The sequence below is a fragment of the Peptacetobacter hiranonis genome (assembly GCF_008151785.1).
Lineage (GTDB): Bacteria > Bacillota > Clostridia > Peptostreptococcales > Peptostreptococcaceae > Peptacetobacter > Peptacetobacter hiranonis.
The window spans coordinates 879,014-905,400 of sequence record NZ_CP036523.1; the positions used below are offsets into that span (position 1 = coordinate 879,014).

Annotated in this window: 24 protein-coding genes and 1 other annotated feature; of the genes, 18 read left to right on the forward strand and 6 right to left on the reverse strand. The window is 31.9% G+C overall.

What is annotated here, in order from left to right; all coding sequences use genetic code 11:
* Nucleotides 1-77: 77 nt before the first annotated feature.
* From ftsZ to KGNDJEFE_RS04170, 9 genes are all read left to right on the forward strand, one after another.
* Nucleotides 78-1,223 carry a cell division protein FtsZ gene (ftsZ, locus tag KGNDJEFE_RS04130; protein ID WP_040410399.1) on the forward strand — a complete coding sequence of 382 codons (1,146 nt, stop codon included), beginning with the start codon at nt 78-80 and terminating at the stop codon, nt 1,221-1,223.
* Nucleotides 1,224-1,692: 469 nt separating this feature from the next.
* Nucleotides 1,693-2,151 (forward strand): transcriptional regulator NrdR, encoded by a 459-nt coding sequence (nrdR, locus tag KGNDJEFE_RS04135; protein WP_006439971.1) that lies wholly within the window; start codon nt 1,693-1,695, stop codon nt 2,149-2,151.
* A 3-nt stretch (nt 2,152-2,154) separates the two neighbouring features.
* Nucleotides 2,155-2,889: a peptidoglycan editing factor PgeF gene (gene pgeF / locus KGNDJEFE_RS04140; RefSeq protein ID WP_006439972.1), complete on the forward strand. Its 735-nt coding sequence runs from the start codon at nt 2,155-2,157 to the stop codon at nt 2,887-2,889.
* Between the two features lie 37 nt (nt 2,890-2,926).
* A complete protein-coding gene (locus KGNDJEFE_RS04145) occupies nt 2,927-3,616 on the forward strand; it encodes a winged helix-turn-helix domain-containing protein (protein WP_040410400.1) in 690 nt (229 codons plus the stop codon).
* 17 nt (nt 3,617-3,633) lie between these two features.
* Entirely contained in the window at nt 3,634-4,911 is a 1,278-nt protein-coding gene (locus KGNDJEFE_RS04150; protein WP_040410401.1) for a HAMP domain-containing sensor histidine kinase, read from the forward strand.
* A gap of 226 nt (nt 4,912-5,137) precedes the next feature.
* Nucleotides 5,138-6,466: a DUF512 domain-containing protein gene (locus KGNDJEFE_RS04155; protein ID WP_006439975.1), complete on the forward strand. Its 1,329-nt coding sequence runs from the start codon at nt 5,138-5,140 to the stop codon at nt 6,464-6,466.
* Nucleotides 6,467-6,503: 37 nt separating this feature from the next.
* Nucleotides 6,504-7,829, forward strand: coding sequence for a ribosome biogenesis GTPase Der (gene der / locus KGNDJEFE_RS04160; RefSeq protein WP_006439976.1), 1,326 nt, complete (start codon nt 6,504-6,506; stop codon nt 7,827-7,829).
* 23 nt (nt 7,830-7,852) lie between these two features.
* Nucleotides 7,853-8,461: a glycerol-3-phosphate 1-O-acyltransferase PlsY gene (gene plsY, locus KGNDJEFE_RS04165; protein WP_006439977.1), complete on the forward strand. Its 609-nt coding sequence runs from the start codon at nt 7,853-7,855 to the stop codon at nt 8,459-8,461.
* A gap of 20 nt (nt 8,462-8,481) precedes the next feature.
* Nucleotides 8,482-9,489 carry an NAD(P)H-dependent glycerol-3-phosphate dehydrogenase gene (locus KGNDJEFE_RS04170; protein WP_006439978.1) on the forward strand — a complete coding sequence of 336 codons (1,008 nt, stop codon included), beginning with the start codon at nt 8,482-8,484 and terminating at the stop codon, nt 9,487-9,489.
* Nucleotides 9,490-9,749: 260 nt separating this feature from the next.
* On the opposite strand, the gene KGNDJEFE_RS04175 is transcribed toward KGNDJEFE_RS04170, so the two are convergent.
* Together KGNDJEFE_RS04175 and KGNDJEFE_RS04180 are read right to left on the reverse strand one after the other, a co-directional pair.
* Nucleotides 9,750-9,956, reverse strand: a complete 207-nt coding sequence (locus tag KGNDJEFE_RS04175; RefSeq protein ID WP_006439979.1) for a helix-turn-helix transcriptional regulator — start codon at nt 9,954-9,956, stop codon at nt 9,750-9,752.
* A 19-nt stretch (nt 9,957-9,975) separates the two neighbouring features.
* Nucleotides 9,976-10,296, reverse strand: coding sequence for a DUF6442 family protein (locus KGNDJEFE_RS04180; RefSeq protein WP_006439980.1), 321 nt, complete (start codon nt 10,294-10,296; stop codon nt 9,976-9,978).
* Between the two features lie 308 nt (nt 10,297-10,604).
* Here KGNDJEFE_RS04180 and KGNDJEFE_RS04185 point away from each other — a divergent pair, with 308 nt between their 5' ends.
* The 7 genes from KGNDJEFE_RS04185 to KGNDJEFE_RS04215 all read left to right on the forward strand — a co-directional run bounded on the left by KGNDJEFE_RS04185 (nt 10,605) and on the right by KGNDJEFE_RS04215 (nt 18,243).
* The gene (locus KGNDJEFE_RS04185; RefSeq protein ID WP_006439981.1) at nt 10,605-11,306 is read left to right on the forward strand and encodes a YggS family pyridoxal phosphate-dependent enzyme; all 702 of its coding nucleotides are present in this window, start codon (nt 10,605-10,607) and stop codon (nt 11,304-11,306) included.
* A 24-nt stretch (nt 11,307-11,330) separates the two neighbouring features.
* Nucleotides 11,331-11,807, forward strand: a complete 477-nt coding sequence (locus KGNDJEFE_RS04190; protein WP_006439982.1) for a cell division protein SepF — start codon at nt 11,331-11,333, stop codon at nt 11,805-11,807.
* A gap of 16 nt (nt 11,808-11,823) precedes the next feature.
* Nucleotides 11,824-12,090: a YggT family protein gene (locus tag KGNDJEFE_RS04195; RefSeq protein ID WP_006439983.1), complete on the forward strand. Its 267-nt coding sequence runs from the start codon at nt 11,824-11,826 to the stop codon at nt 12,088-12,090.
* 1 nt (nt 12,091) lies between these two features.
* On the forward strand, nt 12,092-12,877 hold the full coding sequence (locus KGNDJEFE_RS04200) for a YlmH family RNA-binding protein (RefSeq protein ID WP_006439984.1): 786 nt from the start codon (nt 12,092-12,094) through the stop codon (nt 12,875-12,877).
* A 14-nt stretch (nt 12,878-12,891) separates the two neighbouring features.
* On the forward strand, nt 12,892-13,506 hold the full coding sequence (locus KGNDJEFE_RS04205; RefSeq protein ID WP_006439985.1) for a DivIVA domain-containing protein: 615 nt from the start codon (nt 12,892-12,894) through the stop codon (nt 13,504-13,506).
* Between the two features lie 122 nt (nt 13,507-13,628).
* Nucleotides 13,629-13,877 (forward strand) — a binding site (T-box leader).
* Nucleotides 13,878-13,984: 107 nt separating this feature from the next.
* On the forward strand, nt 13,985-17,104 hold the full coding sequence (ileS, locus tag KGNDJEFE_RS04210; protein WP_006439986.1) for an isoleucine--tRNA ligase: 3,120 nt from the start codon (nt 13,985-13,987) through the stop codon (nt 17,102-17,104).
* Between the two features lie 203 nt (nt 17,105-17,307).
* Complete coding sequence (locus tag KGNDJEFE_RS04215) at nt 17,308-18,243, forward strand: DMT family transporter (protein ID WP_006439987.1); 936 nt, start codon at nt 17,308-17,310, stop codon at nt 18,241-18,243.
* A 133-nt stretch (nt 18,244-18,376) separates the two neighbouring features.
* Here the strand turns inward: KGNDJEFE_RS04215 and KGNDJEFE_RS04220 are convergent, their stop codons facing one another.
* Entirely contained in the window at nt 18,377-18,937 is a 561-nt protein-coding gene (locus KGNDJEFE_RS04220) for a TetR/AcrR family transcriptional regulator (RefSeq protein WP_006439988.1), read from the reverse strand.
* Between the two features lie 288 nt (nt 18,938-19,225).
* Between KGNDJEFE_RS04220 and KGNDJEFE_RS04225 the strand changes: the two genes are divergently transcribed.
* Together KGNDJEFE_RS04225 and KGNDJEFE_RS04230 are read left to right on the forward strand one after the other, a co-directional pair.
* Nucleotides 19,226-20,092 (forward strand): DegV family protein, encoded by an 867-nt coding sequence (locus tag KGNDJEFE_RS04225; protein ID WP_040410403.1) that lies wholly within the window; start codon nt 19,226-19,228, stop codon nt 20,090-20,092.
* A gap of 303 nt (nt 20,093-20,395) precedes the next feature.
* Complete coding sequence (locus KGNDJEFE_RS04230; RefSeq protein ID WP_006439991.1) at nt 20,396-21,736, forward strand: hemolysin family protein; 1,341 nt, start codon at nt 20,396-20,398, stop codon at nt 21,734-21,736.
* Between the two features lie 82 nt (nt 21,737-21,818).
* On the opposite strand, the gene KGNDJEFE_RS04235 is transcribed toward KGNDJEFE_RS04230, so the two are convergent.
* From KGNDJEFE_RS04235 to KGNDJEFE_RS04245, 3 genes are all read right to left on the reverse strand, one after another.
* On the reverse strand, nt 21,819-23,141 hold the full coding sequence (locus tag KGNDJEFE_RS04235) for an IS3 family transposase (protein ID WP_148881763.1): 1,323 nt from the start codon (nt 23,139-23,141) through the stop codon (nt 21,819-21,821).
* A 180-nt stretch (nt 23,142-23,321) separates the two neighbouring features.
* Complete coding sequence (locus tag KGNDJEFE_RS04240; protein WP_148881799.1) at nt 23,322-24,401, reverse strand: M24 family metallopeptidase; 1,080 nt, start codon at nt 24,399-24,401, stop codon at nt 23,322-23,324.
* A 117-nt stretch (nt 24,402-24,518) separates the two neighbouring features.
* The gene (locus KGNDJEFE_RS04245; RefSeq protein ID WP_006439994.1) at nt 24,519-26,288 is read right to left on the reverse strand and encodes an Rqc2 family fibronectin-binding protein; all 1,770 of its coding nucleotides are present in this window, start codon (nt 26,286-26,288) and stop codon (nt 24,519-24,521) included.
* Nucleotides 26,289-26,387 lie beyond the last annotated feature (99 nt).

The following is a 26,387-nucleotide window of genomic DNA, read 5'->3' on the forward strand; positions in this document are numbered from 1 at the left end:
TGATTTATGATGGATGAAAATTATATATAATAGATGATAAGATGTATTATATTGGAGATAAAGAAGGAGGAGAATTGATGCTAGGCTTTGACGTAGAATTAGAAGAATGGGTCAAAATAAAGGTTGTCGGTGTCGGCGGCGGAGGAAGTAATGCCGTTGATGGAATGGTTGATGCCAAAATAAATGGGGTAGATTTTATTTCAGTTAATACAGACAAACAGGCTTTATGTAGATCAAAAGCTGAATACAAGGTTCAGATCGGTGAAAAATTAACTAAAGGACTTGGGGCAGGAGCTGATCCAGAAGTTGGAAGAAAAGCTGCTGAAGAAAGTAAAAACGAAATAATAAAATTATTAGAAGACTCAGAAATGGTATTCATAACAGCTGGAATGGGTGGAGGAACAGGAACAGGTGCTGCTCCAGTTATAGCTCAGTTAGCTAAAGAAATGGGAAAACTAACAGTTGGTGTAGTTACTAAACCATTTACTTTTGAAGGTAGAAAAAGAATGAAACAGGCTGAAACTGGTATAGAAGAGTTAAAGAGCAAAGTCGATACTCTTATAACTATACCTAATGATAGATTACTTCAGGTTGTTCAGAAAAATACATCTATGCTTCAGGCATTCTCTATAGCAGATGATGTTTTAAGACAGGCTATACAGTCAGTATCAGAACTTATAAAAGTTCCTGGTATAATCAACTTAGACTTTGCCGATGTTAAGAGAATCATGGGAGACAAAGGTCTTGCTCATATCGGTATAGGTAGTGCTAAGGGTGATAATAAAGCTATAGAAGCTGTAAGACAGGCTATTGAATCTCCACTTCTTGAAACTTCAATAGTTGGAGCAAGAGGCGTTATACTTAACATATCTGGTGGATTAGACCTAAGCTTAGTTGAAATAAACGAAGCTTCAAATATAATCTACGAATCATGCCACGAAGATGTGGATTTAATCTTCGGTGCTAATGTTAAGGAAGAATTAGGTGATGAAGTAACTGTAACAGTTATAGCTACTGGATTCGATCCTGATATGCAGAAAGTTGCTAAAGAAACTAGAAAAATAATAAAAGAAGAATTAAATAAAGATGTGGCTACAGTTGAATCAACTACTGTAGAAGAAGAAGCTCCATCAATAACAAAAGTAGTTTCTGAACCACAGATAGATGTAGATGAAGACATGGAAATACCTTCATTTATAAGAAATAGAAGAAAAAGAAAATAGTTAGTATAGACGGGCTGACGCAATATTTTGCGTTAGCCTTTTTTAGTGCTCGGGAATTAACTATCTCCTCCTCTCCAGGCAGTCGAGCTGCATTGTCGAGTTCGTAGATATATTGATATTTGATTGTAGATAAATATGGTTGCGAGTGCAACTAAAGAAAAAGAAAAAAATGGATTGCTCTTAGAGTTTGAAAAAGTATTAGAAAGTTCGAAAAAACAAATTATCAGTGACAATCTACAGGCGTTTCACAACTTTTAAATGTGTTACATAAAAGGGTGAAACGCCGAAGCCTGGAACGATAATTGTTTTTCGGACTTTCTTTTATTTTACAAAGGTAAGGGCAACCCCCTTTTTTCTTTTCAATTAGCAAAAGAGTTGACAAATGTTGAATTAGTGTTATGATAGTATAAACAATTATCTATTAATAAAAAATAATTAAGTTATAATTAAAAAATGGAGGAAGAGAGATATGCAGTGTCCATTTTGTGGTTTTAGAGAGTCAAAGGTTGTTGATTCTAGACATACAGATCCAAATACGATTAGAAGAAGAAGAGAATGTGAAGAGTGCAAGAAGAGATTTACTACTTATGAGAAGATAGAGACAACGCCTATAATGGTTATAAAGAAGGATGATGCTAGGGAAGTTTTTGATAGAGTAAAGGTTAAGCGTGGTATAATGAAGGCGTGTGAGAAGAGACCTGTTTCTGTTGAAGATATAGAGAAGATAGTGTCAAAGGTTGAGTATGAGATAAATAGAAAGTACACAGGTGAAGTGGAGTCAAAGGTTATCGGTGAGATAGTGATGGATAGTTTAAAGGATTTAGATGAGGTTGCGTATATAAGATTTGCTTCAGTGTATAGACAGTTTAAGGATATAAATACATTTGTAAATGAGCTAAAAAATATTCTTACAGAAAAAGGAGAGTAATTTATGGAAAATTGCACAACTAATATGAAGGATTGCATAACTAAAGAGATATCTTTTAAAGATGGTGGTTTTGCAAAGGTAGTTATAACTGAGAGAAAGTACAATGCTAAAAATCCTGAGGATATGCAGCTTGTTTTTGATGAGTATGGATTAAATTATGAAAATATGACAGATTGTAAGCAGATTCATTCTGATATTGTGAGAGTTATAAAAAAAGATGATATTGGTGCTACTGAGGAATCAGATGCAATGATAACAAATATTCCAGATGTTCCACTTATGATATATACTGCTGACTGTGTTCCTATTGTTTTAGTAGATACTAAAAGGAAAGTAATAGCTGATATACATGCTGGTTGGAGAGGAACATATGCTGAGATAGTTGTTAAAACAATTAAATCTATGTTAAATAATTTTGGCTCAAATCCTGAGGATATCGTCGCAATCATAGGTCCTGCAATAGGTCCATGCTGTTATGAGGTGTCAGAAGACCTAGTGGATAAATTTAACACAATCGTTACAAACAAAGACTTTAAATTCTATATAATAAAAGAAGACAGATTTCATATAGATTTAACAAAAATTAATAGTTATTTACTTGAAAAATGCGGTGTTAATAAAGAAAATATACACAATCTTAACATTTGCACATCTTGTCAGAATGATAAATTCTATTCATATAGAAAGGACAACAAGACTGATAAAAGAATAGGTACTATTGTTCAGATAAAATTATAGTGAAGTAAACGGTTAGAGGATAGGAGAGGTGTTTGTAGTGAGTGAAAAAGTTTTGATAATAGATGATGAGATGCATATAGTTGAATTGCTTAGATTCAACTTAGAAACATCTGGATACAAAACAATATATTCATATGATGGATTTGACGGATTTATAAAGGCAAAAGAGGAAAAACCAGATTTAATACTTTTAGATTGGATGCTGCCAAATATAAGTGGAATAGAAGTATTAAAGAAAATTAGACAGGATGCAGATTTAAAGAAAATTCCTGTTATAATGCTTACAGCAAAAAATATGGAAGATGATAAAGTGGAAGGGCTAGAAGTTGGTGCTGATGACTATATAACAAAACCATTTAGTATAAAAGAGCTTTTAGCGAGAATAACTTCTGTTATGAGAAGATATGGAATGAACACAGGTAAGGAAAGTGAAGAACTAACAGCAGGAAATTTAAAACTAAACCTTACAAAACATGAAGTTAAGATAAACGATAAAAAAGTAGATTTAACTTTAAAAGAATTTGAGCTTCTAAAGCTACTTCTTAAAAATAGAGGAAAGGTTCTTTCAAGAAACTTCCTATTAGATGAGATATGGGGATACGAATACTACGGGGAAACTAGAACAGTAGACGTACATATAAGATATCTTAGAAAAAAATTAGAAGAAGCTGGAGCAGATGAAAAATATATCGAAACAATAAGAGGTGTTGGATATAAAATAGACTAACTGGGAGGTGTATGTGGATGGATACGATGAGCTTAGAAGTAATAATTACACTTATCTCTGTAGTAATAGCTATAGTTTCAGCTAGATATGCAATTAATGTAAGAAAATATCTTAGAGAGATTATAGACGTTTCTAAGAGAGTAAGTAATAATGAGCACCATGCCAGAATGGATTTAGGTGGTAACGGCGAACTAGGTGAGTTTGCTAAGAACTACAATGAGATGATAAAAAACTTGTACAATACATTTGATGAGTTGGAATATAAAAATTTACAGCTGAGATCTATATTAAAAAGTATATCAAATGGTATACTTGCGATAGATATAGAGGGAAATATCCTTCTTATAAACGATGAAGCTAAAAAGATGATAAATTGCCCTAAAGAGGTAATGGTAGAGGGAAGAAATATATCATTTGCTATTAGAAATGAGTTAATTCTAAAGCAGATAATGATGTTTATGGGGTCAAAAGAAAATGAAAAAACAGTGATAAATCTTGATGATGGAAGATTTTTCAGAATAAAGCTAGACCCTGTATACCTTCAGAATAATAAAAGTATCGTAATAGGTTCAATAGTAAATATCGAGGATATATCAGAAAGAGTAAGAGCAGAAAATATGAGAAAAGACTTTGTGGCAAATGTAAGCCATGAGTTAAAAACTCCTCTTACATCTATAAGTGGGTTTGCTGAAACACTTAAGTTAAATGAAAATATAGATAAGGAAACTAGAAACAGATTCTTAACTATAATCGATGGCGAGGCAAATAGACTTAGAAGATTAATAGAAGATATACTTACTCTTTCATTTATAGAAAACGATAAAAAAGAAGAAAAAGAAGCTATAAACTTGTACTCTGTGTATAGAAGAGTAGAGGATATGCTTATGATATCTGCAAAAACTAAAAATATTGCATTAGCATGTGAAGCCGATGAGTCTATAAGTTTACAGGCGAATGCGGATTATGTTAAACAGATAATATTGAATTTAGTAGACAATGCTATAAAATATACTCCAGAAAATGGAGCTGTTAATGTAAAAATATTTACAGAAAAAGAAAATGCAGTAATAAAAGTATCAGATACAGGTATGGGAATACCAAAAGAGGATCAATCAAGAATTTTTGAAAGATTCTACAGAGTAGATAAAGCTAGAAGTAGAGAAATAGGTGGTACAGGACTTGGACTTGCTATAACAAAGCATATAGTAATGAATCTTGGAGGAACTATTTCTGTTGAAAGTGAATTAGAAAAGGGAAGTACATTTACTGTAAAAATTCCTATTAAAAGAGATTAATATCGATGGGTTGTTGTATTATGCAGCAACCCATTTTTTTATATTTTTATCATTTGTTTATCATCAATGATTGGAACAATTTAAGTAAAGAGTTGAATACTTTCTGTAAAAATGGTATCATAAAATGATATGTGATAACTTTTTTTAAGAGCGTGATTAAATTTGATATTTTGTAATGATAAATTGAGTTAGAGATATAATCAAGTTTAGGAAGGGGAATATCAAAGTGGAAGTTAATGTAAAAAATTCTAACAATATAATAAGTAGAATATATCCAGGAAGTATAGCGGAAGAGTTGGAGATAGAGGTTGGTGACCTTTTAATATCTGTAAATGGAGAAAAGGTTAAGGATATTATTCAGTACAGATTCTTAACTGATGACGAGTATATCGAGCTTGAAATACAGACAAAGAGCGGAGAAAGAGTGGTATACGAGATAGAGAAAGATTACGACGAAGAACTAGGATTAGAGTTTACTAACCCTATTATAGATAAAGCAAAAAGCTGCAGAAATAAGTGTATGTTTTGCTTTATAGACCAGCTTCCAAAGGGAATGAGAGAGACTTTATACTTTAAAGACGACGATTCAAGACTATCATTCTTACAGGGAAACTTCGTAACTCTTACAAATATGAGCGAGCAGGATATAGAGGATATAATAAGATATAGAATTAGTCCGATAAATATATCTGTCCACACTACTAACCCAGAGTTAAGACAGAGAATGATTACAAATAGATTCGCTGGAAGATTATACAGCATAATGGAAAGACTAGCTGAGGCAGGAATAACTATGAACTGCCAGATAGTTTTATGCCCAGGCGTGAATGATGGAAAGGAATTAGAAAGAACTATAACTGATTTATCTAATCTTTATCCAAATGTAAACAGTGTTGCAATAGTTCCAGTTGGGGTTACTAGATATAGAGATCATCTACCTCATCTTGAAATATTCAACGAAAAAACAGCTAATGAGGCACTTGATTTAGTTGAAGGACTTCAGGAAAAATGCTTAGAAAAATTTGGCTCAAGATTTGCATTTATGTCAGATGAGTTCTATATAATTGCAAAAAGAGAAATACCTGACTACGATTCTTATGAAGGATTCCTTCAGTTTGAAGATGGTGTAGGTATGATAAGAAAGCTAGGAACAGAGATAGTAAATTATCTTGATGAGCTTCCAGATGATTACGATGTAAGAGAAAAAACTGTTTCAATAGCTACAGGTAAGTCTGCGTACGAGTTTATAAACAGTATGGCAGAACTTATTATGAAAAAATTCCCTCAGGTTAAGATAAATGTGTATAGAATAGTGAATGAATTCTGGGGTGAAACAATCACAGTTTCAGGGCTTATAACAGCTCAGGATATTATTAAACAGACAGAGGGTAAAGAAAGAGGAGAAACTCTTTATATAACAAGAAGTATGTTAAAAGCTGATGAGCTTATATTCTTAGATGATGTAACGCTTGAGCAGCTTGAAGAAATTTTAGGTAATGAAGTCGTTCCTTGTGAAAATGAAGGACATGATTTCGTGGATAAGATACTTAAATAACTGATATAAATTAAAAAATGAAAGGAAGGTTGATAAAATGTCAGATATGAATAGACCGATTGTAGCCGTAGTTGGTAGACCTAACGTCGGAAAATCTACAATATTTAACAAATTTGCAGGAAGAAGGATATCGATAGTTGAAGATACTCCAGGAGTAACAAGAGATAGAATATTTACAGAGGTTGAGTGGTTAAATAAATACTTCACTCTAATAGATACAGGTGGGATCGAGCCAAAGAGCGACGATATAATCGTATCTCAGATGAGAAATCAGGCTATGCTTGCTATGGACATGGCTCACGTTATACTAATGGTTGTCGATGGAAAACAGGGTATAACTGCAGCAGATAGAGAAATAGCTGAAACTCTTAGAAGAACAAATAAACCAGTAATATTAGTTGTAAATAAAATAGATAGTATGAGTCAGTATGATAATGTATATGATTTCTATGAATTAGGTCTTGGTGAGCCGTTTGCAATATCTGGGGCAAACAGTATGGGACTTGGGGATTTATTAGATGAAATAGTTGCTAATTTCCCAGAAGGACTTAATACAGAAATAGACGAAGATACTATAAAAGTTGCTATAACTGGTAAACCAAATGCAGGTAAGAGTTCTATACTTAACAACATATTAGGTGAGGACAGAGTTATAGTAAGTCCAATAGCAGGTACTACAAGAGATGCTGTCGATACATATTTCGAAAAAAATGGACAGAACTATCTTCTTATAGATACAGCAGGGCTTAGAAGAAAAAGTAAAGTATACGAAAGTGTTGAAAAATACAGTGTTATAAGAGCTATGAGTGCTGTTGATAGAGCAGATGTTGTTCTTATAGTAATAGACGCTCAGGAAGGTGTTACAGAACAGGATACTAAGGTTGCTGGTATAGCACATGATGAAGGTAAAGCTTGTATATTTGTAATAAATAAATGGGACTTAATAGAAAAAGACAATAAAACAGTTAAAAAATATACTGATGAAATAAGAACTAAATTCCCATTCATGGCTTATGCTCCTATACTATTTGTATCAGCTCTTACAAATAAGAGAATGAATAAAATACTTGAAACAGTTGATTTTGTAGCATCAGAACATGCTAAGAGAATATCTACTTCTGCTTTAAATGAGGTAATAGGTGAAGCAGTTATGTTAAATCAGCCACCATCAGATAAAGGTAGAAGATTAAAGATATACTATGGAGCGCAGACAGATGTTAAACCTCCTAAGATAACTCTATTTATAAATGATAAAGAGCTTACTCACTTCTCTTATCAGAGATATCTTGAAAATAGAATAAGAGAAAACTTTGGATTTGAAGGAACTTCAATAAGATTTGAATATAGACAGAAAAAGAGATAATTAAAAGGGGGTAATTATAGAGAATGTTAGGTTATATTTTAGTTGCCATAGTGGCATATTTATTAGGAAATATATCGACATCTTATATAATAGCCAAAAGAATAGCTGGTATCGATATAAGAACACAGGGTTCTGGAAATGCAGGATCTACAAATGTGTTAAGAACTCTAGGGAAAAAAGCAGGGTTATTTACATTTTTAGGGGATGTACTAAAAGGTGCTCTTGCTGTTTTAGTAGCTTGTATAGTATCTAAATTTATGCCGATAGATACATTAACTGCAAAATATGTTGCAGTACTAGGTGTTGTAGCAGGACACAACTGGCCAGTATTTTTAGGGTTCAGAGGTGGAAAAGGTGTTGCAACATCACTTGGAGCAATGCTTGCAGTGCATCCAGTAGCAGCACTTACTTGTTTTGCAGTATTTGGTGTAGTTGTATTATTTACAAAATATGTATCTTTAGGATCAGTAATAGGTATAGCTAGTTCTCCATTTATTGTTTATTTAATGGGCAAAAAAGAGGCTGTTCCTGTTACTATATTCTTAGCATTATCGGTAATATATACACATAGAGAAAATTTAAAAAGAGTATTTAATGGAACAGAAAGAAAAATTGGAGAGAAGAAAAATTAATCGTCTTCAGGAGGGATATTATGAAAAAGGTATGCGTATTAGGAACAGGTAGCTGGGGAACAGCTTTAGCACTAAGCCTAGCGAAGAATAATTTCGACGTACTTATGTGGTCTAGAAGAGAAGAACGGGCCGAAAGTATAAATAAAAATAGAGAAAATACGGAATATCTACCAGGAGCAGTATTTCCTGATAATTTAAACGTTACTTCAGATTTAGATGAAGCTGTAAAAGATAGTAAGATAGTTGTTATAGCAGTTCCATCTCAGGCTGTTAGAGGAATGTGTGCTAAATTAAAAGGAAAATTAACACCAGATCAGATTATTGTAAATGTTGCAAAAGGTCTTGAAAAGGGAACTGGAAAAAGACTTTCTGAAGTTTGTGCAGAGGAACTTCCTGAATCTAAGTATGTTATGTTATCTGGGCCATCACATGCAGAGGAGGTTGCAAAAGACCTACCTACTACAATAGTGGTTTCATCAGAAAATATTGAATATGCACAGATAGTACAGGATGCTTTTATGTCACCAGCACTTAGAGTTTATACAAACTCAGACCTTATAGGTGTTGAGTTAGGTGGTGCTTTAAAGAATATCATAGCGTTTGGAGCAGGTATATGCGACGGTCTAGGATATGGAGATAATACTAAGGCAGCACTTATGACTAGAGGTATAACAGAGATAAGTAGACTTGGTGTTGCTATGGGTGCAAAGGCGATTACTTTTACTGGACTTTCTGGTATAGGAGACTTAATCGTTACTTGTACAAGTATGCACAGTAGAAATAGAAGAGCAGGTATACTTATAGGAGAAGGATATTCTGTTGAGGAAACTCTTGAAAAAGTTAAAATGGTTGTTGAAGGGATTACAGCGACTGAGGTTGCACATGATGTAGCTGAAAAATTAAATATAGATATGCCTATAACGAATGCTATCTACGCAGTTGTTCACGATGGACTTGAACCTTATGAAGGAATAAAAGGACTAATGACTAGAAACAAAAAGAACGAAGTAGAACATATAGGGCTATAAGAAATAAAGAGGGTATATCCAAATTACTCCAGGCTTCAGTGGCACGCACGTTTATGTAACACATTTAAATGTTGCGTGCCACTTGCAGATTGTCGTGTATTTGGATATACCCTCTTTTATTTTAGCCGGAAATAAAACGAATAGAGATTTATCTGGCTTCGAACTTTGCTTTTTCAAGCGAAGTTTTCAAAATGTTGCGAAGTTCTGCTTATTATCAGTGTAAATCAATCAAATTTTTAAGTATTAATGTGGTACAAATACTAAAAATAAAATAGTTCCTCGAATTTTTTATCAAGTGCTATACATAAAATAAGTGCAAGTTTAGCGGTAGGATTGAATTGACCTGTTTCAATTGAACTGATTGTATTCCTAGATACACCAACCATTTCTGCTAAAGCTGCTTGTGACAGTTTTTTTTCCGCTCTTGCTTGTTTTAAATTATTTTTTAATATTAATTCATCTTTCATAAAAATTACCTTTCAATAATTAGACAAATATTTTTGTAAGATATGAAATGAATAATAATACAGCTACAAATCCCCAACATATTCCACAAAATAATGTGAATTTGTCCTTTTGACGTATCCATCTATACATATATTGACCGCATAGAATTGAACAAAATACGGAATATACATCTTGATATGGTTGATTAGAGTATATGTTTATAATCATTAGAACAACACACATAATTAAACCTACTGTCATTCCAATATTGCTACTTTTTTGGTAAATATCCATTTCCATTTCATCCATTTGATTAGGCTTTCTGTTTTGTGCTTTTTTTAAAATTTCTTCTTTATTCATAAAAATGCCCTCTCTTTCTGACAAGTTTTATTGACAATTTTAATATAGCATAGCCAAGTTTTATTGTCAATTGTTTTATATATTTTACTTGAGGAAGAGACAGCATACATATACTGTAAGATAATTTTATTGAATTATTTTTCAAGTTTATTTTTTCTTCTTTTTATTTTCCCTTTTTATAAGTAGTTAAATTTGGTATAATATAATATGGTATATAATATTGAAATTTTAAGCTGATAGTGTCAGTTGATTTTAAGATATGATATAGATCATATATTTTTAAATATTAAAAATAGGCGGTGATTTATATGGAAAATATTAGAGAAAATATTGAAAGTATAAGAAAGAGAATAGCAGATGTAGCTAAGAGAGCTGGCAGAGATGCCGATGATATAAAGCTTATTGCAGTTACTAAGACTGTTGATGTTGATAAGGTTGAGGAAGCTATAGCAGCAGATGCTTTAGATGCTGGAGAGAATAAGCCTCAGGAATTAGCGAGAAAGTATGAGGTTTTAGGAGATAAGATTAGATGGCATCAAATAGGATCATTACAGACAAATAAAGTTAAATATATAATAGACAAGGTTTGTATGATACATTCTTTAGATAGAGAAGGACTTGCCGAGGAGATAGACAAGAGAGCTAATAAAATAGGTAGGGTGATTGATTGTCTTGTTCAGGTAAATATCTCTGGAGAAGAGAGTAAACATGGTATGTCAAGAGAAGAAGTAGAGCCATTTGTTAGACTTGTTGCAGAAAAATATCCTAATATAAAGATTAAAGGTCTTATGACAATGGCGCCATTTGACGCTGAGAGAGATGAGATAAGAAAAGTATTCAGAGATCTTAAAGAGCTTTCTGATGAAATAAATAATATGAATATAGGAAATGTTGAGATGAATGAGCTTTCTATGGGTATGACAAATGATTTTGAAATAGCTGTAGAAGAGGGAGCTACAATGGTTAGAGTCGGAACTGCTATATTCGGAAAAAGAAATTACAACAAATAACAAAGTAAATTGGAGGACAGTAACATGGCAAAAATAATCGATAAAATGAAGAATATATTCAGTGATGATGACGATTTAGATTACGATGAATATGAAGGTGACGAATACGAAGATGATGATGTAGAGGAAGAAGAGGAAGTTGAAGAAACAGAAGATTACAATGCTCTACCATCTAATCCTAAAATAGGAAAAGTAATCGACTATCCAGCAGGAGGACATATGAAAGTTGTTATATATGCTCCTAAAATATACGATGAAGCAACTCAGATAGCAGATGCTTTAAAACAGAGAAAAACAGTAGTTGTAAACCTAGATGGGGTATCATCTCCACAGGTTAAAAAATCTATATTCGACTTTTTAAATGGTGCGGTTTATGTATTAGATGGAGATATTCAGAAAGTTGCTGGATCAATATTCATACTAGCTCCAAATAACGTTGATATAGATGCAAGTGTGAAAAAAGAACTAGAAAGTAGAGCTCTTTTCCCTTGGCAGAAATAATAACAAAATAATATAGATGAAAGTGGGAATGCTGATGCATACATTAAGGATAGCTATAGCCTATCTTCTTGATATAATTTCATGGGTAATAGTAGTTAAAAGCTTATTTACATGGGTACCATCTCTTATGGAAACTAAATTATATCAGATAATGGACGATATAACAGAGCCAATAGAAGGCCCTATAAGAAGAATACTTTACAAAAATTATTCTGGACCAGTAGATTTTTCGCCTGTTATAGCGATAATAATACTGATATTTTTGAAAGGACTAGTTCTGTAAGATGGATAAAATAAGACTTACTAACCACATAAAAGATATAGAATTAAAGAACAAGATATTCAAATTGATAGATAAGGCTAATACCTGTCTAAAGAATTATGAAGCAAAGAGTACCGAGTTTATGAATCCGTTTGAGGTAAAGAATGCTATGGATATAATAAATTCGGAGTCTGATTTGAAGTATCACTCTGATGGAGGTTACGAAGGAGCTGAGAGAAGTGTGTTATCTATATACCCATTTTATATGGAGTATGAGGATATTGAGCAGCCTATAAAATTCATACAGATTGATGGAAATTTCAAATTCAGAAGTGTATCTCATAAAGATTATCTAGGTTCTCTTTTAGGGCTTGGAATAAAGAGAGAAAAGATAGGCGATATATTAATTCACGAAGATTTTTGTCAGGTAATAGTAAGTAGCGATATATGTGATTATATTGTGATGAACCTTACAAAAGTTGCTACAAATTCTGTAAAAGTAAAGGAAATAAATCGAGAAGAATTAAAGACTTCAGAAAAGAAATACAAAGATATCTCGTTTACAGTATCTTCAGATAGACTAGATTGTGTAATAAGTGGAATATACAATATTTCTAGACAGGAAAGTCTAAAGTACATAAATGCAGAGAGAGTTCATTTGAATTATGAAAAGATAACATCTGCATCTAAGACGGTATCTTCAGGGGATCTTATTTCAGTAAGAGGCAAAGGTAGATCTGAAGTTGTTGAAATAGGTGGGGAAACCAGAAAAGGAAGAACTAGAGTAAAAGCTAGAATAATATTATAGTTGAGGAGAAGATAATGATAACACCACAGGAGATAGAAGAAAAAGTTTTTAAAAAATCTATGAGAGGATTTAACTGTGAAGAAGTTGATGAGTTTTTAGATGATTTAAGAGTAGATTATGAAAATCTTATAAGAGAAAATGAGTCTCTTAAAGAAAGAGTTAGAATGTATAGTGAGCAGTTAAATAAATACACAAATATAGAGGATACTTTAAAAGAAACTCTTATAACAGCACAGACAGCTGCAGAGGACACTACTTCTGCTGCAAATAAAAAGGCTAGAATAATAGTAGAAGAAGCTGAATTTATGGGAAAACAGAAAATAGATGAGGCTACAAGTAGAGTTATCGAAATAAGAAAAGAATACGATAATCTTACTGCTGAATTTAAAATGTTCAAAAATAAATTCAAATCACTTTTAGAAAGCGAAATAAAAAATATAGACGAAATATGCTCTAATATAGATACTGGTCTTGCTAGTCAGTATGAATGGAGAACTGCTATGAGTGGATACGATGACGATAGATACGATATCGAGGATACTTTTGGTGCAACTGGAGCAATGGATGACGAAGAAGAGTATCATTCTGATGAGGAAAGAACTTCTCCAGAAGACATATTTAATCTATAATAAAATATTATAAATAATGTTGAATTTAGAGATAATATAGAATTATCTGAAAAAATTAAAAAATAACTATTGACTAAAATTAGTTTTTGGTATAAACTTTCAAAGTATAGAAAACAAAATCTTTAAAGGCTATGATGAAGACAGTAGATTCAGGATTTTATTTTTACAGAGAACTGGGTTAGCTGAGAACCAGCAAAATATACTGAATTGAATATCACTTCGGAGCTGAAGGCTGAAAGATTTATCCTATTTGGATTTATCAAATAAGTTATTCCGGTAATGTGCCGTTATACAGTAGAGTGTCGTATAGATAAATTTAAAAAAATATCTATGCGGAATTAGGGTGGTAACGCGAGCAACTCGTCCCTTTGTGTATGCAAAGGCGACGAGTTTTTTTATTTGAAAAAATTATTTTGGAAAACTTGAGCAATTAAAGATAAAAGATAAAGGAATAATAAAAAGAAAGGGTGAATGAATAATGGCGAACTTTAAACCATTAGTAGACACTTCTGTAAAAGACGCAGAAGCAAAAGTATTTGATTACTGGCAGGACATCGATATACTAGAAAGAACTTTAGAAAAAGGTCAGAACGATCCAAGTTTCGTATTCTTTGAAGGACCTCCAACAGCAAACGGAAATCCTGGTATACACCACGTTGTTGCCAGAACATTAAAAGACTGGGTATGTAGATATAAAACAATGTCTGGATACCAAGTAAAAAGAAAAGCTGGTTGGGATACTCATGGTCTTCCAGTAGAAATACAGGTAGAAAAAGAATTAGGATTATCAGATAAACAGGCTATAGAAGATTACGGTATAGCAGAATTCTGTGATAAATGTAGAGATTCAGTATTCTCTTTTGAAAAACAGTGGAGAAATATGACTGAAAGAATGGCTTATGAAGTTGACCTTGATAACCCATACATAACATTAGACAACAACTACATAGAATCTGTTTGGTGGATATTAAATAAATTCAACAAAGAAGGATATATGTATGAAGGACATAAAATACTTCCTTACTGCCCAAGATGTGGAACTGGTCTTGCATCACACGAAGTTGCACAGGGATACAAAGAAGTAAAAACTAACACATTAGTAGCTAAATTCAAAAAATCTGGAACTGAAAATGAATACTTCTTAGCATGGACAACTACTCCATGGACATTACCATCAAACGTATCATTAACAGTAAACCCAGAAGTTACTTATGTAAAAGTTAAACCAGCTGATGTAGATGAATTCTACTACTTAGCTGAACCATTACTAGAAAAAGTAATGAAAGATAGAGAATACGAAGTTGTTGAAAAAATGACTGGTAAAGACTTAGAATATGTTGAATACGAACAGTTATTAGACTTCGTAAAACCAGATAAAAAAGCATTCTTCATAACTTGCGCTGATTACGTAACTACTGAAGATGGTACAGGTATAGTACATACTGCTCCAGCATTTGGGGAAGACGACTACAACTGTGGTAAAAAATACGGCTTACCAGTACTTCAGCCAGTTGATGAAAGAGGAGAATTTACTGCAACTCCATGGAAAGGTAAATTCGTAATGGAAGAAGGACTAGATGTTGAAATAATAAAATATCTAGCTAAAGAAAATAAATTATTCAGCAAAGAAAAAGTTGCTCACAACTATCCTCACTGCTGGAGATGTCAGACTCCACTTGTTTACTACGCTAAACCAAGTTGGTATATAGAAATGACTAAATTAAAAGACCAGTTAATAGCTAATAACAACACTGTAAACTGGTATCCAGAATTCGTTGGTCAGGGAAGATTTGGTAACTGGCTAGAAGAATTAAAAGATTGGGCAATATCAAGAAGTAGATATTGGGGAACTCCTCTTCCAATGTGGAGATGTGAATGTGGAAATACAGAATCTGTAGGATCAAGACAGGAATTAGCTGATATGGCTGTTGAAGAAGTAGATCCAGCAACTGTAGAACTACACAGACCATACGTTGATGAAATACATCTAAAATGTCCAAAATGTGGTAAACCAATGACTAGAGTAAAAGACGTTATAGACTGTTGGTTCGACTCAGGATCAATGCCATTTGCTCAGCATCACTACCCATTTGAAAATAAAGAAAACTTTGATCAGTTATTCCCAGCAGATTACATCTGTGAAGGTATAGACCAGACAAGAGGATGGTTCTACTCATTATTAGCGATATCAACATTTGTAATGGGTAAAGCACCATACAAAAATGTATTAGTTAATGACCTTGTACTAGACAAAGACGGTAAGAAAATGTCTAAATCAAGAGGAAACACTGTTAACCCATTTGAATTATTCGATAAATACGGAGCCGATGCTTTAAGATGGTACTTATTATACGTATCTCCACCATGGACTCCAATAAGATTCGACGAAGAAGGATTAAAAGAAGTTCAGTCTAAATTCGTTGGAACAATGAAGAACGTATACAACTTCTTCACTCTATACGCTAACACTGACAATATAAATCCTGGTGATTTCTTCGTTGAATACAAAGATAGATCAGAATTAGATAGATGGATACTTTCTAAGTTCAACAACTTAAAAGCTGAAATAGAAGAAAACCTAGAAATATTCGAAGTTAACAAAACTATAAGAAGAATACAGGAATTCATAAATGACGATTTATCTAACTGGTATATAAGAAGATCTAGAAGAAGATTCTGGGAACCAGAATTAACTGAAGATAAAAAAGCAGTTTACAACACTACTTATGAATTATTAACTGAATTATGTAGAGTTGTAGCTCCATTTGCTCCTTACTTATCAGAAGAAATGTACAGAAACTTAACTGGAGAAGAATCAGTTCATCTAGCTTCTTATCCAAGATGCAACAAAGAGCTTCTTGATGAAAAACTAGAAGAAAAAATGGACTTAGTTAAAAACTTAGTTACTCTAGGAAGAGCTTCAAGAGAAAACGCTAGAATAAAAGTTCGTCAGCCATTAAAAGAAGTATTAATAGATGGAAAATACGAATCTGTTATAGCTGACTTAGTTGACATAATAAAAGAAGAATTAAACGTTAAAGAAGTTGTATTCGTTAAAGATTTAAGTGAATACATGAACTACAGCTTAAAACCTAACTTCAGAGAAGTTGGTTCAGTATTAGGTAAAAAAGTAAATACATTTGGTAAAGCTTTAGCAGCATTAGATGCTCACGATACTGTAACTAAACTTGAAAACGGTGAAAAAGTAGTAGTTAATCTTGATGGAGAAGACTTCGAATTCGGTAAAGATTATGTTCTTGTAAATATATCTGCTAAAGAAGGATTCAACGTATCTATGCAGAACAACGTATTCGTTCTTCTTGACACAGAATTAAACGAAGAACTAGTAAACGAAGGATTCGCAAGAGAATTCATATCTAAAGTACAGCAGTTAAGAAAGGCTGCAAACTTTGAAGTGCTAGATAACATAGTAATAGACTACTGCTCAGATGATGAAGTAGCTAAAGCAGTTGCTGAATTTGAAGATTACATCAAATCAGAAACTCTAGCTCTTGAATTAAACAGAGTAGAAGATGCTAGCTTAGAACAGCACAACTTAAACGACCATATGACAGGAATAAAAGTAACTAGAAAATAATTTCTAATATGTTATTAAAAGTTTAGGTTAGATGTCATAGGGACTAGAAATTTAATAAAAAATATAATATAATGATAATGTTATATCAATTAAAAGAAGTGTTTCGGATTCCGGAGCACTTCTTTAATGCGCAAAAATAGTGTTTAGAAAGAAAAGATTTTAAAATCAAAGTAAAAAGGGAGAATTTTAATAGGAGGTTTTATATGGGTGATAGAAAAAAAGGGATCACATTGGTTCTAATTGCCACAACATTCTGGGGAATGATGGGTATAAATAGTAGAACATTGTCATTAGCTGGTCTTTCTGCTATGGATATAGCATTTATTAGATGCTCTATTGCAGGGGTATTATTTACAATTTATATGTTAATTAGAAAGCCAGAGGAATTAAAACAGAAATTATCGGGAATACTTGTAGGTTGTTTGTATGGAGTAGTTTGCTTTGTATTAGGATTTATGACTTACAACGTATCTGTTGAAAGAGTGCCGATATCAGTGGCTACAGTGCTTATGTTTACAAATCCAATATGGGTGTCTATATTTGGAGCGGTTGTATTTAAGGACAAGATGACTAAGAAAAAAGTATTAGTTATATGTATGTGTATAGTTGGATGTATTTGCATATCAGATGTAATGTCTACTGGTGGGGCAAATCTTGATGTTATAGGTATAGCTGCAGGTCTTATAAACGGAATGACTTTTGCTATGCAGATAATAATACCAAGATTCTTTGAAGGAAAATACTCAAAAGATGCGATACTAGTGTACGGATTCATATCAAGTACTGTTGTACTATCATTCTTTACAGATTTCTCAAATATAGCAGCTGCTGTAACAGGGCCAAACTCAATGGTTGTAATAGCTAATATGCTTGCTATATCAGTACTTTCAACATTCATAGCTAGTACATTCTATGTTAAGTCAACAGAATACATAGAAACTCAGGTTACAAGTATATTAGTATCACTTGAACCGATACTTGGAAGCATATTTGCATTCTTCATATTTGGAGAAACAATGTCTCAAACTCAGCTACTTGGTGCAGCCATAGTAATACTTGCTGCATGCATACTAGAAACAGACTTATCAAAAATAACAGAAAAAATAATGCTACCTTTCTCAAGCAAACAAATAAAATAAAAATTTATATGTTAATAACTCTCGGAGATTGAAGTCATAGACAAACTCCTCTCCAGGCAATCAAGTTGCATTGTCGAGTTCGTTTTGTCTATACACTTCAATCTACCAAGTTAGTTATTATTTCTATGAATTTTTATTTCCAGATAGATACTAGGCACTCAGATATGTCACCAAATGGTATTGGTTCAGCTTTCAAGATACTCTGCATTACAAGTCCATCTACTATTGAAATAAGCAAGAATGAGATTGCATCTGCCTTATCTTTAAACTCATCAGAAAGATTTTCTACAAGTGAATCCTTTAGAGCAAGTCTCCATTCTCTGTATTTTTCCTTGAATTGATTTCTAAGAGCTTCATTTTCAGTTATTGCTTCACATATCAAATACATGTGTATTCTTCCTGTTGAAGAAATAGTAGAGATATTATCTAAAAGTATTTTTACTAGATCTAAATCGTCTATTCCCTGAATATTTCTTACGCACATTAGAACAGCTTCATTTATGATATTCAAATGTACATCGGCTATTTCAGCTATAATATCGTCTTTTGACGCATAATAGTAATAAAGAGTACCTTTACTTATATTTGCGTGACGAGCGATATCAGCAAGACTTGTATTTTTAACACCTTGCTTTGTAATAAGCTTAATAGCAGCATCTATAATTAGTTGTTTTGTATTGTTTACTGACTTCATCTTAACACCTTTCTTTAACTGTTATAAAAATATTATAATCTTATATAATAATACTGTCAAACTTGGAGAAGAATTATAGAGATATAAATATTATAAAAAGAATAATAAACAACAAAAAACAAAGCACAAAAAGTACAAGTTGTAACAATAAACTATTATAAACTAATATTGACACCTAGTACTAAAAAATATATAATAATATAAGAATGAAAATTCGACCGAGCGACCGATAAAATTTTATAGACCGGTCGACCGACAAAAATGTTTAGAGGATTTGGAGAGGGAAAAATGAGTAAAGTTAGAATAGTTACAGATAGAGCATCTGATTTACCAGATAATATAGCAGCAAAATACGGAATAGAAATAGCAGAAATGGACGTTGCATTTGGCGATGACGTATATTATGGTGGAAAAGGAATTACTATAGAAGATTTTTATGCAAGAATGAAAAAGGAAAAAGAGCTTCCAAAAACATCTTGTCCATCACCGGATAAATTTTTAGAAATATACAAGAAGGATGACAGTGATGTATTAGTTCTTACATTAACATCAAAACTTTCCGCTACATACAACTGTGCGGTGCTTGCAAATGATATGTACAACGAAGAAGAGCATACAAATAGAGTAAAAATAATAGATACAATGAGTGGATCTATAGGGCAGGGGATACTTGCTGTATATGCGGCTCAGTTAGCAGAAATGGGTAAAAATATAGAAGAAATAGCTGAAGAAGTGGAAAAACTTATAGACAATACTAAATTTATAGGTGTACTTCAGACATTAGAAAATGCAATAAAAGGTGGAAGAATAAGCAGATTAGCTGGAAGTATAATAAACACATTTAACTTTAAAGCACTTGTACAAATAGATGATGGTCTAGTAAAACCATTTGACAAGGCTAGAGGTGAAAATGGAAGTATGAAAAAATTAGTTGATTTATTCTTAGAAGGTGCTTCAGATACTGAAAACAAAACATTATTTATAGGTCATTCTAATTGTTTAGCAAAGGCTGAAAAAGTTAGAGATATGATATTAGAAAGAAAGAGTTATAAAGAAGTTGTATTCTGTGGAATAGGTACAGTTATGGGTACATATACTTCTGACGGATGTGTGTTATTAAATGCAATAGAGCTTCCAGAAATGATAAATGCATAAAAGATATTAAATAAATGTTAAATTTATTTTTACAATATTGAATAAAAAAATAAGTTATAATATAATATTCATCAACAATATTTTGTGAGGTGAAATTATGGATAACGGAGATAGTGATGAGGAGAATAGGTCTATAAATTTATCTAAGCATAAATATATAGACCTTATTTATTTTTCTATAATTGCTTTAAAAATCAGAAAAAAATTAATCAAACTCGTATGTTAAGTATAAGTTTTTATTTAGAAATAAAGAATAAAAAATATAAAATTAAAAACAATATTTAATGACGAGGAGATTATAAAATGTATAAACAAATAATATTTCAGATAGTTTTAATAATGATAAACGCCTTCTTTGCAATGACAGAGGTTGCATTGATATCTACAAATAAAATTAAATTAAAGAAAATGGCTGATGAAGGGGACAATATTGCCAAGAAATTGGTTGATATATCAGAGGATCCATCAGAATTTTTATCTACAATACAGATAGGTATAACATTTGCAAACTTTATAGCAAGTGCATTTGCTGCGGATGGACTTTCTGGTTATTTAGCGGATTTTATATATAATACTCTAAATATAAGAGTGTTATCTTATGAAATGATGAGTACAGCATCATTGATTTTAATAACGATAATATTATCGTACTTTACACTTGTTTTAGGTGAACTTGTTCCAAAAAGAATAGCTATGCAGAAACCTATGGAAGTGGCGAGATTTGCCTGTATACCAGTATCTGTAATTTCTACAGTTGTAAAACCTGCTGTAAAATTCCTATCATTATCTACTAATATAGTACTAAAAGTATTAAGAATAGATACAAATGAAGAAGAGGATTCTATTACAGAAGAAGAAATAAGAATGATGCTTGAAATAGGGAACACAGGCGGTACAATAAATTCAGATGAAAAAGAGTGGATAGACAATGTATTTGATTTCTCTGATTCTAGTGTAAGAGAGATAATGACTCATAAATCAGAAGTAGTAGGTATTTACACAGATGATAGTTTGATGGAAATCGAAGAAAAAATCCACGAAACAGGTTATTCTAGATATCCTGTCTATGGAGAAAATGACAATGATATAAAAGGGATACTATATGCTAAAGACTTCTTTGCAGAAGTTTATAATTGTTTTGCAAAGGAAGATGATGATTTAGGAGTTGTTGTAAATAAAAATGAATTAAATATAATGGATAATCTAAGAAAACCGTACTTCATACCAGATAGTATGAGTTCATTGTTGCTATTTAAGAATATGCAGAAAAATAATACGCATATAGCCATAGTTATAAATGAATATGGTGAAAACATAGGTCTGATAACAATGGAGGACTTACTTGAAGAGATAGTCGGGAATATATATGACGAGTACGATGAATGTGATGACGGAGATGTGAAAATTTCTGAGACTACTTGGAAAATAAAGGGAAGTACTAGTTTAGATGATTTATCAGATAAGTTTGATATAGATTTTCCAGATGATTTAGATTACGATACAATTTCAGGATTGATTTTAGCAAAGATACAAAGAATACCTAATGACGGAGAGAAATTTGAAATAGAGGCATTTGGTATGAAAATCAAAGTTGAAAAAGTAGAAGCTAGAAAAATTGAAGAAGTGATAATAACAATAGTATAGCTTTGATAAAATAAATAAGATAATAAAAAAGGTTGTTGCAATTTAAAATGGTCCCTATGTCAAGGACATATATAAAAAAGTCTTAAGCAGCAAGCAGCTGACTTCTATATTGAATAGGAGTCAGCTGTTTTAAATTCCACTGACAACGATCATTATTATAATAATCCATATAATCATCTATTAAACTTTTTAACTCTTCAAATGTATTGCAACTTTTATAATCTATTTCATCTTTCATATGACCAAAGAATGACTCCTGCGGAGCATTGTCCCAACAATTACCTTTTCTAGACATAGATTGACCTAAATTATATTTTTTTAACAAGTTCTGAAAAATAGTACTTGTATAATGAACTCCTTGATCAGAATGAATAAATGCATCTTTATGTAATTTGTCTGAATTTGATAACATGAGATTGTTAATAGTTGAAATAACAATATCCATTTTTAAATTCTTCGATAAATGATACGATAAAATTTCATTCGTAGAAGAATCTTTTACAGTTGATAAATATGCTGTTTTCCCATTGCCGTACGGCATATACGTAATATCAGTTAAAAGTACTTTTCCTGGTATACCTTGTTTAAATTCTCTATTCAATTTATTAGGAACTGTGTGATGTTCTTTTCTTGCTTTTCCCATACGTTTAGCTGGATTTGACTCGCGAATAGGACATTTAATTCCATATTTTTTCATTATTCTTTGAATTTTTTTTCTGTTAAATATTATATTAAATTTACTTTTTAAAATCATTTTTATTGAACGAGAACCTTTTTTGTATCCTCTGAACTTATATGCTTTAAGAATTATTTCTTTTGCTTCTAAATCCTTTTCTTCTTGTTTGCTTATTACATTCTTGTTTTTTAAATAGTTATAAAATCCAGATCTAGATACTCCTGCAACAATACATAGATGTTTTATCATTTTTTTTAAACAATATTTATTTATTACATCATTAATTAATTTGAATATTTTCACCGAAGGTAGCTTATTATTCATCACCTGCCTTTCTTCGAAGTCTAGCTTTTTTACTAGTTCTAGCTCTGCTTTAAGATATGCTATTTCAGCATCCTTCTTATCTATTATCTCTTTATCTGTTAATTTTCTTTTTCTTGGTCTTCCAGAATTATTAACTCTAGAATCATCTAGTCCCAAAATACCATTTTCTTTATATGACTTTCTCCATCGCTCGCTAGCGCATTTAATACGTTTTGCACCTATGATGTTAGTGTCAAAACCTGCTTCTTTAAATATCTGTGTTGGATTTTTTCCCTTATTGTATTCTGTTATGAAATGTATTTTAAATTCATTTGTATATGTTATTGATTTACAGCTTACATTCTTTACAAATGGATTTTTTGATAGCTCTAATGTTTCTTCTTTACTAAATTGTTTTTTACTCATAAATTACTCACCTCTATATTAAAATTATACAAAAAAAGAACCTATAGATGAAACACCTTTTTACAAGTGTCCATTCTATAGGTTCCATTTTAATTTGCAACAACCTTTTTATGTATTAAATTGTAATAAAATTTTTGTTTAAGTTATTCCGTAAGGCTAGTATTAGTCTACTATAACTAATTAGTTTCCAACAACAACTAATTCTTTGTTGTATTTGTTTAAGTTTTCGTAACCGTCTTCAGTTACTAATATAAGGTCTTCTATTCTAACTCCGAATTCTCCTGGTAGATATATACCTGGTTCTACTGAGAATATCATACCTGGTTTTAATTCTTCAGTGTTTACAGAAGAAACGTCTCCCATATCGTGGCATTCTAGACCTATAGAATGTCCAGTTCTGTGAGTGAAGTATTCTCCGTAACCTTTTTCAGTTATGTAGTCTCTTGCAGCAGCGTCTACATCACAGAATCTAACACCTGGTTTAACTATGCTTATTGCTCTCTTATTAGCTTCAAGAACTATATCGAATATTTCTTTTCCTTTTTCAGGAACTGATTTATAGAATACTGTTCTTGTCATATCTGAGCAGTAGTGGTCTTTAACACAACCAAGGTCAAGTATTATAGCGTCTCCTTCTTTAACGTATCTGTCTCCTGGTTCACCGTGTGGGTTAGCACCATTAGCAGCGAATCCTATTATTGGATCGAATGATAATCCATCAGCTCCAAGATCTTCATATATTCCTTTAAGAACTGTAACTAACTGTTTTTCAGTTAAATCACCTTTAACTTCTTTCTGAAGTCTTTCAACAGCTGCATCATTTATAGCTGAAGCTTTTCTCATTAATTCTTTTTCTTCTTCGTCTTTGCACATTCTTAATCTGTCTATTATGTAAGAACCGTTAACGAATTTGCTTCCAGCTCCGTGTTCCATTAATCCTAATAAGAATCTTGCTGGCCAGTTTTTGTCTATACCCATAACAGCGTTGTGGTCAACTCTGTCAGCAACAACTTTTACAGAATCGTCAGTATCTTTGAAGATAACTTTTTCAACTCCTAGGTCTTCTTCTATTGGGAATAATTCATTTACGAATAATTTGTGGTTACCATCTACATTTAGGTAAAGAGCGAATAATCTTTCTCCTGTGTGTAACATTAATCCTGTTAAGTAGAATATTGAGTAAGGATCACTTACTATCATCTGCTGTATTCCGTCTTTTTTCATCTGTTCTAAAACGGCATTTAATCTCTGAGTTTTCATTGCAAAACTACCTCCTGGCTATTTATAAAATTTTATTACCATCTTTAATTTTAGCACAATAATAAAAAAAGTGAATAGATTTTGACAAAAAAATATTAATAAAATGAAAAAGTTTTTTTATTTTATTTTTAGCTGTGCAACGATTTCTTCAGTAGGTGTAACGTATGCTGTATTATTAGTTTCGTATATAACCATACCTGGTTTTGCACCGCTTGGCTTTTTAACATTTTTTCTCTTAGTATAATCTACTGGCACCTTTGCTGACATTCTAGCTTTACTGTAATAAGCAGCTAAAACAGCAGCTTCAAATAATGTCTGATCAGAAGGCTCATGTCCTGCACATTTAACAATAACGTGAGAACCTGGAATATCCTTAGTATGCATCCAAACATCGTCATTATCAGCAAGTCTTAGAGTAAGGTAGTCATTCTGTCTATTATTTTTACCGACTAAAATCTGATATCCTTCAGATGATTTAAACTCCATTGGAGCAGTAGAAGGCTGTATCTCTTTTTTACCGATTTTTTTCTGAGATTTTACATATCCTGTTTTAACAAGTTCTTCTCTTATATCTTTAAGTTCTTTAAGATTTTCGCAGTTTTCTATGCCAAGTATAGTATTTTCAAGGTATTCAATCTCTTCTTTAGTCATAGCCATCTGGTTTGTTATTTCTATCTTTGCGTTTTTGAGTTTATTGTATTTTTTAAAGTACTTCTGAGCATTTTCAGAAGGAGTTAAATTCTTTTTAAGTGCTATTGTAACAGTCTTATAATCTGGATCATAGAAGTTCTGAACATCTACACTTTCCATACCTTTTTCAATCATATATATATAAGATGTAATAAGCTCACCCTTAATTTTAAAAATCTCAGCGTTTTCAGACTCTTCAAGTTCTTTTTCAAGTTTTTCTAGCTTGTGAATAAGTCTTTCAAGTTTTATAGAGATGTTTTTCTTCATGACAGAAGCTCTCTGATTTATTCTATCCTTGATATCCTTAGTTTTGTAGTAATCTTCTATTGCAGATGAGATACTTTCCTTGTGAATTGTAGTAAATTCGTGGTACATATCCATATTAATACATCCAAAATCTACTATTTTATCAATTTTCTCGTTAAGAATAATACAAGGAGAATAATTTTTTCCTATTATATCCTTGAATAAATTTTCAAATGAGTTAAATAGATTTTTTAAATCTGTATCTGAAAGTGAAGAAGTAGGTTCACTTTTTTCAACTCCAGCTCTAAAGCATATTTCTCTAGCTATTGAAGGACTTATTCCTAAAAATTCTGAGTAAATTGATTTGAAGCAAGGGCCTTCAAAAGATTTAATTCTACTAGAAAAATCAGCAAGAGAAATACTATCAAGCGGATTTAATTTGTCCTGAGCTGGTGGAAGATTGTAATCCTGACCTGGAAGAATCTGTCTAACTCTACTCACACTCACAGGAATTCTCTTAGCTGCATCTACTATCCTATTTTCATTTCTCTGAACAAGAATAATATTACTATGTCTACCCATTATCTCAACGTAGATATCTTTAATAGTCTTTTCCTTTAACTCATCAAAAGACTCTACGCTTATCTTTAAAATTCTCTCAAATCCAACCTGTTCAATATTTGTAATAACACCGCCCTGAACATACTTTCTAAGAAGCATACAGAAAACAGGTGCTTTCTTTGGATTGTTCTTCTTATAATCCTCAGCTAAATAAACTCTTGGATTTGATGCACTTGCACTAAGCACAAGTCTGTAGTTTACTTTATTGTTTCTTATCTGAAGAAGGATCTCATCTTCTTCTGGTTGATATATTTTATCGATTTTTGCTCCATTAAGCAGAGAATTTAACTCATCTGCAATTGAATGGATAACTAATCCGTCTAATGCCATAATTATTTCTCCTCTCAAAAATGTCTATCATTTAATTATATCATATATATCTTTTGTTTAATCTAATCAGTTTTAAAGTTTTGAAACAATGAAAAAATA